The sequence below is a fragment of the Phycobacter azelaicus genome (genome assembly GCF_014884385.1).
GTDB lineage: Bacteria > Pseudomonadota > Alphaproteobacteria > Rhodobacterales > Rhodobacteraceae > Phycobacter > Phycobacter azelaicus.
On sequence record NZ_WKFH01000003.1, the window covers coordinates 172,813 to 184,885 of the forward strand.

12 protein-coding genes are annotated in these 12,073 nt (G+C 59.1%); 7 read left to right on the forward strand and 5 right to left on the reverse strand.

The window, feature by feature from the left end; genetic code table 11:
• The first annotated feature begins 137 nt into the window (after positions 1–137).
• The 4 genes from INS80_RS01965 (at position 138) to INS80_RS01980 (ending at position 2,588) form a co-directional block, all read left to right on the forward strand.
• Positions 138–377, forward strand: a complete 240-nt coding sequence (locus INS80_RS01965) for a DUF8831 family protein (RefSeq protein ID WP_192963932.1) — start codon at positions 138–140, stop codon at positions 375–377.
• Between the two features lie 213 nt (positions 378–590).
• Entirely contained in the window at positions 591–1,028 is a 438-nt protein-coding gene (locus INS80_RS01970; RefSeq protein WP_192963934.1) for a nuclear transport factor 2 family protein, read from the forward strand.
• A gap of 292 nt (positions 1,029–1,320) precedes the next feature.
• Positions 1,321–1,899 carry a nitroreductase family protein gene (locus INS80_RS01975; RefSeq protein ID WP_192963935.1) on the forward strand — a complete coding sequence of 193 codons (579 nt, stop codon included), beginning with the start codon at positions 1,321–1,323 and terminating at the stop codon, positions 1,897–1,899.
• A complete protein-coding gene (locus INS80_RS01980; protein ID WP_192963937.1) occupies positions 1,896–2,588 on the forward strand; it encodes an EI24 domain-containing protein in 693 nt (230 codons plus the stop codon). The genes INS80_RS01975 and INS80_RS01980 overlap by 4 nt, the downstream gene beginning before the upstream one ends.
• Before the next feature lie 181 nt (positions 2,589–2,769).
• Here INS80_RS01980 and INS80_RS01985 read toward each other — a convergent pair whose 3' ends face one another.
• Both INS80_RS01985 and mce read right to left on the reverse strand, forming a co-directional pair.
• The gene (locus INS80_RS01985; protein ID WP_192963939.1) at positions 2,770–3,045 is read right to left on the reverse strand and encodes a DUF1467 family protein; all 276 of its coding nucleotides are present in this window, start codon (positions 3,043–3,045) and stop codon (positions 2,770–2,772) included.
• A gap of 54 nt (positions 3,046–3,099) precedes the next feature.
• Positions 3,100–3,504 (reverse strand): methylmalonyl-CoA epimerase, encoded by a 405-nt coding sequence (gene mce / locus INS80_RS01990; RefSeq protein ID WP_192963940.1) that lies wholly within the window; start codon positions 3,502–3,504, stop codon positions 3,100–3,102.
• A gap of 203 nt (positions 3,505–3,707) precedes the next feature.
• Between mce and INS80_RS01995 the strand changes: the two genes are divergently transcribed.
• A complete protein-coding gene (locus tag INS80_RS01995) occupies positions 3,708–4,427 on the forward strand; it encodes a response regulator (RefSeq protein WP_192963941.1) in 720 nt (239 codons plus the stop codon).
• Between the two features lies 1 nt (position 4,428).
• On the forward strand, positions 4,429–4,569 hold the full coding sequence (locus INS80_RS02000) for a hypothetical protein (protein WP_192963943.1): 141 nt from the start codon (positions 4,429–4,431) through the stop codon (positions 4,567–4,569).
• A gap of 93 nt (positions 4,570–4,662) precedes the next feature.
• Here INS80_RS02000 and aspS read toward each other — a convergent pair whose 3' ends face one another.
• On the reverse strand, positions 4,663–6,441 hold the full coding sequence (gene aspS, locus INS80_RS02005) for an aspartate--tRNA ligase (protein WP_192963945.1): 1,779 nt from the start codon (positions 6,439–6,441) through the stop codon (positions 4,663–4,665).
• 359 nt (positions 6,442–6,800) lie between these two features.
• Here aspS and carB point away from each other — a divergent pair, with 359 nt between their 5' ends.
• A complete protein-coding gene (gene carB / locus INS80_RS02010) occupies positions 6,801–10,163 on the forward strand; it encodes a carbamoyl-phosphate synthase large subunit (protein WP_192963946.1) in 3,363 nt (1,120 codons plus the stop codon).
• 79 nt (positions 10,164–10,242) lie between these two features.
• Here the strand turns inward: carB and INS80_RS02015 are convergent, their stop codons facing one another.
• Together INS80_RS02015 and INS80_RS02020 are read right to left on the reverse strand one after the other, a co-directional pair.
• A complete protein-coding gene (locus INS80_RS02015; RefSeq protein ID WP_192963947.1) occupies positions 10,243–11,361 on the reverse strand; it encodes a class I SAM-dependent methyltransferase in 1,119 nt (372 codons plus the stop codon).
• 190 nt (positions 11,362–11,551) lie between these two features.
• Positions 11,552–12,040 (reverse strand): hypothetical protein, encoded by a 489-nt coding sequence (locus tag INS80_RS02020; protein ID WP_192963948.1) that lies wholly within the window; start codon positions 12,038–12,040, stop codon positions 11,552–11,554.
• Between the last annotated feature and the right edge of the window lie 33 nt (positions 12,041–12,073).

Sequence of the window (12,073 nt, forward strand, 5' to 3'; positions counted from 1 at the left end):
ATATGATCCCGGTACCGCAAGGATCAACCGCAGCCCCACATCGATTTCGATGCACGGAGCGTGTTCTACCCGGCGCATCCCCTTTTCTCCAGAGCAGCCACTTGCCAATCGAGGCCCCTGAGTGGCAACATCGCCATATGTTTACTATCGAACACGAATTCGACTCTACCATTGTGACACTGGTTGATGAGGGCGAGGCCCCGCTGCTGGAAGATATTGTCATCAACGCCTTTTCAGAATGCGTCACAGTAGAACAGTTTGACCCGCGAACTGATCGCGTGGAGAAAATTACCCTGTCCTACGGGCAGCTACGTGATCTGGCAGCAGCGCTGGACCTGCCAGAGGGTGTCTATCGGCTCGTCCCGGAAGACTCTTAGCCCTGACAGACCGTGTCTGCGCACCTCGAGCTGTCGCAGCACACTCCAATAAACTCCCGTGCGGCCAAGTACCCCGATAAATATTCGCTAAAGCGCATCACGCTTTGCTACCCGCATCCAAAAGTTACTATACAGTTCACGCGCATCACTTCACAGTGTGACGTGCCTCCTGCCTTTCAATCTGATTTTTTGTTTTCTTCGGTGCCTGGCCTTATGGACAAAGAACAACGTCTCCTGAAGTTCCTGAGCGCAGCCTTTGGTGATACCCCTCCGGCAGACATAAAAAACAGCATCACTGAGGATGCGACCTTTTGTGGCCCCATAACCGGCGGACGCAGAATTCCGATGCTGGAGTGGGCCGAATTCTCGCATGTGATCCGAGGGCTGGTGGGACCGGCGACTTTCGAGCCTTTGAATGTCATTTCACAAGGCGACTGGCTATCCTTGCGCCTTGAAATCAAAGCCGAGTGTCTGGTGTCCGACAAGACCGTTACCGGGTACGACTGCCTGCTGGTGCGTTTTGAAGGGGACCGCATAGCCGAGTATATCGGCCATATGGACTACCTGACATTCTTCGAGCAGCTTGAATTGGTCCCATCTGGCGCTCTGCATGCCTGCCTCAGTGGGCAGCGCCTGACGTGGAAATCGTGACCCAGTGGATTTACAATTCCCAACGGTCAGCCTGAGATGGGAATGTCCATAGTATCCCTGAAACCAGACACATAAGAGCTGCAGCAAAACCTCTTTGTACCCCGTCCCAAAGCGAATTAAGGTCAATCGCGCTTCGGGACCATGAACACTCCGGGACATTTGCAAACTCACCCGCACACAGTGCGAAATTGCGCACGTCCATCATCGTGATCGACCTCAGCCGGGTCCCGGGCTCTTGAAAAACAGCTTGGCTGGCCAACATATGAAGCACGAATGTAAAAAGGTTTCACATATGCCTGAACGCAATGATGCCGCCCTGGAGTTCCTTTTGACCCGCCGGTCGCGGCCTGCAAAAACACTGATGGCGCCAGCCCCGACACGCGAAGAGCTCGTGCCGCTGCTGACTGCCGCGGCGCGCACCCCCGACCACGGGAAGTTGGAGCCTTGGCGCTTTATCGTGGTGGAAAAACCAGCCATGGCACGACTGGCGGAACTGACAACCGCCGCCGGAGAGCGGCTGGGCAAATCTCCCGAAGACATCGCGAAGGGGCGCAGCCAGTTTGATCTTGGGCAGCTTGCGGTTGTTGTGGTCGAAGTTCCGACAGAAAGCCCGAAGATCCCTGCGATCGAACAGACCTATTCTGCCGGTGCCGTTTGCCTCGCCCTCTTGAATGCAGCCCTTGCCGCCGGCTGGGGTGCGAACTGGCTGTCTGGCTGGGTCAGCCATGACCGACAGTTCTGCGAAGACGCCTTTGCTCTGGCTCAGAACGAACGGATTGCCGGGCTGATCCACATTGCAACTGAAGCCACAAAACCGCCTGAGAGACCCCGCCCGGATCTCAAGCGTATCACCAGTTGGATAAGCGAATGATATTTGACGCCTTTTTCAAGACGCTGGCGCAAACCGGAGACCCGCGTTTTCGCCGGGTCCTTCTACTTGGGGTCGGCCTCACGCTGACCTTGCTGATCGCTGCCTACGTGCTCTTCTTTTTTGGAGTGCAATGGCTGGTCGGCCCGCAGGTCACCCTCCCGATCCTCGGGGAGGTCACCTGGCTGGATGATTTCCTCTCCATCGGCTCGGTCTTTCTGATGATGGTCTTGTCCGTGTTTCTGATGATCCCGGTTGCCTCGGCCATTACCTCACTTTTTCTGAACGAGGTCGCACAGGCCGTAGAGGATCGTCACTATCCGAACCTACCAAAAGCCACAGAGCCAACCTTCCTTGAAGGGCTGCGGGATACGGTCAATTTCCTCGGGGTCCTGATCCTGGCCAACCTTTTGGCCTTGGCGCTCTATTTCATGTTCGCACCAGTGGCCATGTTCATCTTTTGGGGCCTCAATGGGTTCTTCCTCGGCAGGGAGTACTTCACGCTTGCCGCTGCGCGCAGGGTTGGCATGCCAGAAGCGCGAAAACTGCGCCGCAAGCACATGGGCACGATCTGGCTTGCAGGAACGCTGATGGCGATGCCGCTCTCCATTCCGCTCCTGAACCTCGTTATCCCGATCCTCGGGGCTGCCACGTTTACACATATCTTCCACGGCCTGCCAAGGCACGACTAGGAAAACGAGGCACTCCCGCGCCCGCAGGCGCACAGCCCAAGGCTCTTACACCTTCACAGGCTTGGGCCCGGCGCCTCGCGATGCGCGGCGCCGGGCCCAACGGAAGGAAGTCTTTCTCAAAAAGACGGACGACGGACGACGGACGACGGACGGTAGCATCCGCCGAACTGCCCTGCGACACTCATTCAGGATCGGGGATCCTGTCGAACCAATCGAAATCGTTGACGCTGATCACGCCAGAAAGGATAATCCCTGCGACCACCGCCCATATGACCAAAGAGGCTACAGTGGTGATCCAGGCCTTCTGCTTCAGATAGTGGTGCTCAGGCGCTCCGGCATGGGTTCCCGGTACGATCTCGCCCTTGTCCCCTTGAGTTTCCAGACGGATCGGAATCACGATCAGAAAGGTCATGAACCAAATCACCGCATACAGCACCAGTCCGGATGTAATTCCCATCGCGCCTTCACTCCACTAGCCCCGCGCTATGCTCAGCGCGCGGTACAGATAGGGTCAAACCTGCTCCAGTTCCACCAGGCAGCCATTGAAATCCTTAGGATGCAGGAACAGAACCGGCTTGCCGTGTGCGCCGATCTTCGGCTCACCCGACCCAAGCACCCGCGCGCCCTGCTCTTTCAGGTGATCGCGCGCTGCCAGGATATCCTCCACCTCGTAACAGACATGGTGAATGCCGCCCGACGGGTTTTTTTCCAGAAAGCCCTTGATCGGCGAGTCATCTCCCAGGGGGTACAGCAACTCGATCTTTGTGTTGGGCAATTCGATAAACACAACCGTCACGCCATGATCAGGCTCATCCTGCGGCGCGCCCACCTTGGCGCCGAGCGCATCACGGTACTGGGCTGAAGCGGCCTCAAGATCCGGCACGGCAATGGCAACATGGTTCAATCGACCGATCATGACGGGTGTTCTCCTCTGACAAACTGTTCGCCCCTCAATACGGGCAGCACGCTCCACCTGGCAAGTGCGCCAAATCGCACGGGACGTGGCGTCTGCCTCCAGCCCCCTGCGGCAAAGTCTCACGAACATGCCTACCGCGCGTTAACCTGTAATTAGCCTCAAATCCATAGCGTCGAGCCCGTATCCCGCAAGGAGTATGAGTTATGGACGATTCGGAACTGTTTGCTGCCGCTCAGCGTTTGCCCACCAAGCGGCGCCCCCTTCTCGGCCTCACCATTCTGGTGGTCGAGGACAGCCGCTTTGCCTGCGAGGCCTTGCGCCTTCTCTGTCTGCGAAGTGGCGCACGCATTCGCCGCGCGGACTGTCTGAAGTCGGCTCGCCGCCACCTGAAAGAATACCGCCCCTCCGTGGTAATTGCCGACGTGGGATTGCCGGACGGCTCCGGCACCGAGCTCATCTCCGAGATCAGCCACGTTTCCCCCCGCGTTTCGGTCATCCTTGCAATTTCGGGCGACGAGACCAAGGCCTCCGAAGCACTGGAGGCCGGCGCGGACGGTTTCCTGGCCAAGCCCATCACCTCGCTCGCGGCCTTCCAGCAGGCAATCCTGTCCCGTCTGCCAGCAGATCGCCAGCCTGCAGGATTGCACGAGCTGACGGATGAAACAATCGAACCGGACCTTCTGGCCTTCCGTGATGACATGGCCCATGCCGCCGATGTGCTAAGTGAGGACCAGGAAGGAAAGACCCTGGATTATCTCGCGCAATTCGTCGCAGGCGTGGCGCGCAGTGCCGGCGATGCGCCGCTTGCCACGGCAGCCGCCAACCTCGCCAAATCACGCGTCAAAGGCCTACCAGTGGGTACGGAAACCGCCGTCCTCGCGGGGATGGTGCAGGAACGTCTAGAACGGAAAATCGCAATCTGACATGCTTGAAATCATTCTGATCGCTCTGGCCACCTTGGGAATTGCCCTTTACCTGCAGGCCCGCCAGGCGGCCCGTGAAATACGCGAAAATCGTGATCGTTCCCCGAATGAACCGATGGTGCTCTATCGCACCGAGCGTTAAGCACCCCTATCTCAAAAACTCCTGCTCAACGAAGAAAAGCCCGGAGACAGCGCTCCGGGCTTTTCTTCGTTCTAACAGCAACAACCGGTCGGTTTACTGGTCCTGCGGGATCACGCGCAGGCCCAGTTCCATCAGCTGCTCGGCCATCGGCTCGCTCGGGGCCGACATCATCAGGTCCTCAGCGCGCTGGTTCATCGGGAACATGATGACCTCGCGAATGTTGGCCTCATCGGCGAGCAGCATTACCATCCGGTCGATACCCGCGGCACAGCCGCCGTGGGGCGGTGCGCCATATTGGAAGGCGTTGACCATGCCGCCAAAGCGTTTCTCGACCTCTTCCTTGCCATAACCAGCAATCTCGAAGGCCTTGAACATGATTTCCGGCTTGTGGTTCCGGATCGCGCCCGACACCAGCTCATAGCCGTTGCAGGCCAGGTCATACTGGTAGCCCAGAACCTTCAGAGGATCGCCCTCCAGCGCCTCCATCCCGCCCTGCGGCATGGAGAAGGGGTTGTGTTCGAAGTCAATCGCGCCGGTTTCCTCATCCTGTTCGTAGATCGGGAAATCCACGATCCAGGCAAAGGCGAAACGGTCCTTGTCGATAAGGCCCAGTTCTTCACCGATGACATTGCGCGCACGGCCCGCGACGGCCTCAAACGCCTTCGGCTTGCCGCCCAGGAAGAAGGCCGCATCGCCCACGCCCAGACCGAGCTGCTGGCGGATTGCCTCGGTGCGCTCGGGGCCAATGTTCTTGGCCAGCGGACCTGCGGCTTCCATGCCTTCGCCCTGATCGCGCCAGAAGATATAGCCCATGCCCGGCAGGCCTTCGCCTTGCGCAAACTTGTTCATGCGGTCGCAGAACTTGCGGCTACCGCCCGTCGGTGCGGGGATGGCGCGCACTTCGGTGCCTTCCTGCTCCAGCAGTTTGGCAAAGATCGCAAAGCCCGAGCCGCGGAAATGCTCGGAGCAATCCTGCATCTTGATCGGGTTGCGCAGGTCCGGCTTGTCGGTGCCGTACCATTTGGCGGCATCCTTATAGGAAATCTGCGGCCATTCGCTATCGACCTTGCGGCCCCCGCCGAATTCCTCAAACACGCCCTGCATCACCGGCTGGATGGTATCAAAGACATCCTGCTGAGTGACAAAGGACATCTCCATATCGAGCTGGTAGAAGTCTGCCGGCGAACGGTCTGCACGCGGGTCCTCATCACGGAAGCAGGGCGCGATCTGGAAGTACTTGTCAAAGCCCGAGACCATCATCAGCTGCTTGAACTGCTGCGGCGCCTGCGGCAGGGCGTAGAACTTGCCCGGATGCAAACGGGACGGCACCAGGAAATCGCGCGCACCTTCAGGCGAGGACGCGGTAATGATCGGCGTCTGGTATTCGTTGAAGCCCTTGTCCCACATGCGCTTGCGGATCGACTGGATCATCTGCGAACGTAGCACCATGTTGTTCTGCATCTTCTCGCGACGCAGATCGAGATAGCGATAGCGCAGACGGGTTTCTTCCGGATACTCCTGATCGCCAAAGACCATCAGCGGCAGTTCCTCGGCTTTGCCCAGAACCTCGATATCGCGGATGAAGACCTCGATCTCTCCGGTGGGGATCTTGGGATTCACCAGGCTTTCGTCGCGCGCCAGCACATTGCCGTCGATACGGATACACCATTCCGAGCGCACCTTTTCGATCTCGGCGAACACGGGGCTGTCGGGATCCGCCATCACCTGTGTAATGCCATAATGGTCGCGCAGGTCGATGAACAACAGCCCGCCGTGGTCGCGGACACGGTGGACCCAGCCGGATAGGCGCACGGTGTCGCCCACGTTGGATTTGTTCAGTTCGGCGCAGGTATGGCTGCGATATGCGTGCATGGGTTGGCCTCTTATCGGCTGGAACGGTGCTATTGGGGTCGGAAATCTTCCGAAAGCTTTGCGCCGATACACCTGCTGTGCCTGCGGAAGTCAAGGGCTGAGGCGTTTTGGGCCGTGTTTCCCAATGCTCCCTAACGCTGCATAGAAGCTGTTGGACACCCAGGCACGCCTTAGTCTTGCAAGTTGCTGCCCTTGACGCGGACGATGAGATAGACAGAGAAATGAGCCAAATTGCAGCGCAGCCCCGATCCCCCTTGCACCTTTTCGCTCTGTCCCTATAACGCAGGACAATTTGGGCGCATGGGGGCGCCCGGTGACTCGACCCACATTCCGCACGCACAATCAAAGGAAGCCAGGCCATGCCAAAAAGAACCGACATCCAGTCGATCATGATCATTGGTGCGGGACCCATCATCATCGGGCAGGCCTGCGAGTTCGACTATTCCGGGGCCCAGGCCTGCAAGGCGCTGCGCGAAGAGGGCTACCGGGTCATCCTGGTGAACTCGAACCCCGCCACGATCATGACCGATCCGGGTCTGGCAGACGCCACCTACATCGAGCCGATCACGCCCGAGGTCGTCGCCAAGATCATCGAAAAAGAACGCCCCGACGCGCTTTTGCCGACCATGGGCGGGCAGACCGGCCTCAACACCTCTCTGGCGCTCGAAGAAATGGGCGTGCTGGAGAAGTACGGCGTCGAAATGATCGGCGCCAAGCGCGAAGCCATTGAAATGGCAGAAGACCGCAAGTTGTTCCGCGAAGCGATGGACCGCCTTGGCCTCGAGAACCCGCGCGCCACGATCATCACCGCCCCCACCCGCGACAACGGAACAGCCGACCTTGAGGCAGGCGTTCAGCTGGCGCTTGACGCCCTCGATGAGGTCGGCCTGCCCGCCATCATCCGCCCAGCGTTTACTCTTGGTGGTACAGGTGGCGGCGTGGCCTACAACCGCGAAGACTACATTCACTACTGCCGCTCGGGTATGGATGCCTCGCCCGTGAACCAGATCCTGGTGGACGAGAGCCTTCTGGGCTGGAAGGAGTATGAAATGGAAGTGGTCCGCGACAAGGCGGACAACGCGATCATCGTCTGCTCGATCGAAAACGTGGACCCCATGGGCGTGCACACCGGTGATTCGATCACCGTGGCCCCTGCCCTGACGCTGACCGACAAGGAATACCAGATGATGCGCACCGCCTCGATCGAGGTGCTGCGTGAAATCGGTGTGGAAACCGGCGGCTCCAACGTGCAATGGGCGGTGAACCCCGCCGATGGCCGCATGGTGGTGATCGAGATGAACCCGCGGGTGTCGCGTTCCTCCGCGCTGGCTTCCAAGGCAACCGGCTTCCCGATTGCCAAGATCGCCGCGAAACTGGCGGTAGGCTACACGCTCGATGAGCTGGACAATGACATCACCAAGGTGACGCCCGCGTCGTTCGAGCCCTCAATCGACTATGTCGTCACCAAGATACCGAAATTCGCCTTCGAAAAATTCCCCGGTTCCGAGCCCTACCTCACCACTGCGATGAAATCCGTGGGCGAAGCCATGGCTATTGGCCGCACCATCCACGAAAGCATGCAAAAGGCGCTGGCCTCGATGGAATCGGGCCTGACCGGTTTTGACGAGGTTGCGATCCCCGGCATGACCGTGGGCCTTTGGGACGAGGCAACCGGCGATGACAAGGCAGCCGTGATCAAAGCGATCAGCCAGCAGACCCCGGACCGGATGCGCACCATTGCCCAGGCGATGCGCCACGGCCTCAGCGATGATGAGATCCAAGCGGTCACCAAGTTCGACCCCTGGTTCCTCGCCCGCATCCGCGAGATCGTCGAAGCAGAGCGCGATCTGCGTAAAAACGGCCTGCCGATGCGCGAAGAAGGCCTGCGCGCGCTCAAGATGATGGGATTCACCGATGCCCGTCTTGGCGCACTCACGGGGCGCGACGAGGACAACGTGCGCCGCGCCCGCCAGAATCTTGGCGTCAATGCCGTCTTCAAGCGGATCGACACCTGCGCTGCCGAGTTCGAAGCGCAAACCCCATATATGTACTCCACCTATGAAACCCCGATGATGGGCGAAGTGGAATGCGAGGCGCGTCCTTCCGATCGCAAGAAGGTTGTGATCCTTGGCGGCGGCCCGAACCGGATCGGCCAGGGGATCGAGTTCGACTACTGCTGCTGTCACGCCTGCTATGCGCTGACCGATGCGGGTTATGAGACCATCATGATCAACTGCAACCCCGAGACCGTGTCGACCGACTATGACACCTCGGACCGGCTGTATTTCGAACCGCTGACCTTTGAACATGTGATGGAAATCCTGCGCGCTGAGCAAGAGAACGGCACCCTTCATGGGGTCATCGTGCAGTTCGGCGGCCAGACCCCGCTGAAACTGGCCAACGCGCTACAAGACGAAGGCATTCCGATCCTCGGCACCACGCCCGACGCCATCGACCTGGCCGAAGACCGCGAGCGGTTCCAGGATCTCGTGAACAAGCTGGGGCTCAAGCAGCCGCATAACGGCATTGCCTCCACCGATGAACAGGCGCTGAAGATTGCCGAAGAGATCGGCTTCCCGCTGGTCATTCGCCCGTCCTATGTTCTGGGTGGTCGGGCGATGGAGATCGTGCGCGACATGGATCAACTCAAACGCTACATCAACGAGGCCGTGGTGGTGTCGGGCGACAGCCCGGTTCTCTTGGACAGCTATCTAGCAGGCGCCGTCGAATTGGATGTGGACGCGATCTGCGACGGCACCGACGTGCATGTGGCCGGTATCATGCAGCACATCGAAGAGGCCGGCGTGCACTCGGGCGACAGTGCCTGCTCCCTGCCGCCCTACTCCCTGTCCAAGGATGTGATCGAAGAGATCAAGACCCAGACCCACGCGCTGGCCAAAGCGCTGAACGTGGTTGGCCTGATGAACGTGCAGTTCGCAATCAAGGATGGTGATATCTTCCTGATCGAGGTGAACCCGCGCGCCAGCCGCACCGTGCCCTTCGTGGCCAAGGCCACCGACAGCGCCATCGCCTCGATTGCCGCGCGCATCATGGCAGGTGAAAAACTGGCGACCTTCCCGCAGCGCGCGCCCTACGAGCCGGATGCGGGCTATGACGTCGACGTGCCAATGGCGGACCCGATGACGCTGGCCGATCCGGACATGCCATGGTTCTCGGTCAAGGAAGCCGTGCTGCCCTTTGCCCGTTTCCCCGGCGTCGATACGATCCTTGGCCCTGAAATGCGATCAACCGGTGAAGTTATGGGCTGGGATCGTTCCTTTGCTGGCGCTTTCCTAAAGGCACAGATGGGCGCGGGCATGGTGCTGCCCTCAGAAGGGCGCGCCTTTATATCCATCAAGGATGCCGACAAGGGAGCCACCATGCTTGAGGCTGCAAAGATCCTTGTTGATCAAGGCTTTACCCTGGTGGCTACCGGCGGCACCAAGAACTGGCTGGACGGTCACGGCGTGCCATGCGAGGGCGTCAACAAGGTCTATGAAGGCCGCCCACACGTTGTGGACCTCTTGAAGGACGGCCACGTGCAGATCCTGATGAACACCACCGAAGGCACACAGGCTGTCGAGGACAGCAAGGAAATGCGCTCGGTCGCGCTTTATGACAAGATCCCCTACTTCACCACAGCCGCCGCTGCCCATGCTGCCGCCCTGGCAATCAAGGCACAGGCCGAAGGCGAGGTTCAGGTCAAAAGCCTGCAAGGCTAAGATCCCATTGACCAGATGAGCAAAAGCCCCGGATAGGATCCGGGGCTTTTCTTGTTTCATCTATTGGGTAGGGTGCGATCTAGGCGACATTGCTACCGGCAGAACGTGCCACTGCATCACCGCGCCCCCGCACCATCGCGCTGGCCATTTTCGCGCGAGACATCCACGCGGCAGTGCGATGAGCGTCCTCTGAATTGGCGGACACGTCATGCACAGACAGGCTGAGCTGGGATGAATCGTGTTGTGCCGTTACCCGTAGGTAATCGCCCGCTTGTGCCTGTTTCGGAGTGTCCAAAAGATAGGCAGTGCGCCCCCAGTGCCCGTCAGACGATATGTCATTGGTGACCGAAATGCCGGGCGCCAGCTCCATGTCAAAACAGACAAGCACCGCATGGACGGTTCCGGCACCAACACATATCAGGTCTTCGGTCACGCGGGCCGGATTGAGATTGGGCCGGGCAAAGTCGAAGTGGAACAGGTCCGCCGTCGGCCCCAGAGGCCGCAAGCCCGATGCGGCAAAATCGTTCGGGGTGATCTGCGCGACATCCACGAGGCGCGTGAAGGCGCTGATATCAAAGCCTTCGGCCTCCTGCGGCTGCCACTGCTGCACCAGGTTTTCGCTTTCAACCAGCTGCGCCATCAGAGTTCCACGTTCAGGGATGGCACGGGCACCGGGTTTGGCCAGCGCCCCCATGGCGTGGGTCAATGTCGCCAAAGCCCCCTCCCCCAGCAGGACGGTATCGACGATTTCCGAAATCACCACATCCGCAGGTTCTGGCATGTCTTCGCCAACCACGATTTCATGAGACCACTTCGGGATAACGGTGATGCGATCGCTCAGTGCATTGTCGGCAATGACCTGTTTCGCAGCTTCGGCAATAAGGGGCTGCTGTTCGCAGGTGTAGACATGTTTTGCCCCGGCGCGCGCCGCCATCATGGCCGTGAGGCCCGCCCCGCAGCCAATGTCCAGCACGATATCCCCCGGCTGGACCTTGGCCGCAATCGCCTTTGCATAGGCCCTGTTGCGCGCCTTGTCCGCCATCATGGGAAAGTGCCAGCGGGGCACGAACATCTGGTGCAGCCTCTCTTTCAGAATCTGCGCCTCGTGATGCTGGGGGTCCAGTTCAAGCACTTCCGTCAGGATCTGCGATGTCCGCAGGCCTCCATCTGTCAGCGGGGTGGACTTAGCGCTCTCCATGAGCTTCGCAACGTCTTGTGAAATCGAGTGAGGGGCAGTTCGAGCGGCCTGAGGCCCTTGGTCGTGGTGCAAGCTTTTCTTCCCTTTCTAGGCAAATGCTTTCGACCGAATATTCAATGCAGGCGTCTAGAAAGCGTAAAGACTGAAACAGAAAAGGCTGGTTCGCGCACCCGCTTCCAAGCCGGTACACCTATCCTCTGTGCCCTGCGAGGAGCCTGGGTGCAGTCAGGTTTTGCTTGTAGTCAGCCACCTTTTGAAATGGCCAGACCGGATAATGCCCGGCCGCAAGGAAACTCGCTGCACGCTCTGGATCAATGGTACTCGACGAAAAGAGCAACCGCCGAAGAACGCTCGGCTCAACCCGCGCGGCAGGATCTGCTCCTGAGAAGCGAATGTCTGGCCAAACGTATGGAAGATCACCCTGCAAGAAGAGGTTCCAACGCACGCAGGCGCGTCTCTGCTCAGGTGAAAGCCGATATCGTCCGGTCAGATGATGGTCTTTGAAATCATTATAGAAAAGCCAAGCCGTATCCCAGATTGCAAGCACCGCGCGATCATCCGTTCCGGGGCATGCGTCAGCGAAGGCATTGTTGGATATTTTTCCAGAGATTAAGCCGCGAAAGATCTGCGAAGCCTTATCCCGGGCTCCACGGTCAATGACATATTCTGAGTGGTTCATTCTTTCTCGGATCCTATCAAGTTTTGAAGATCT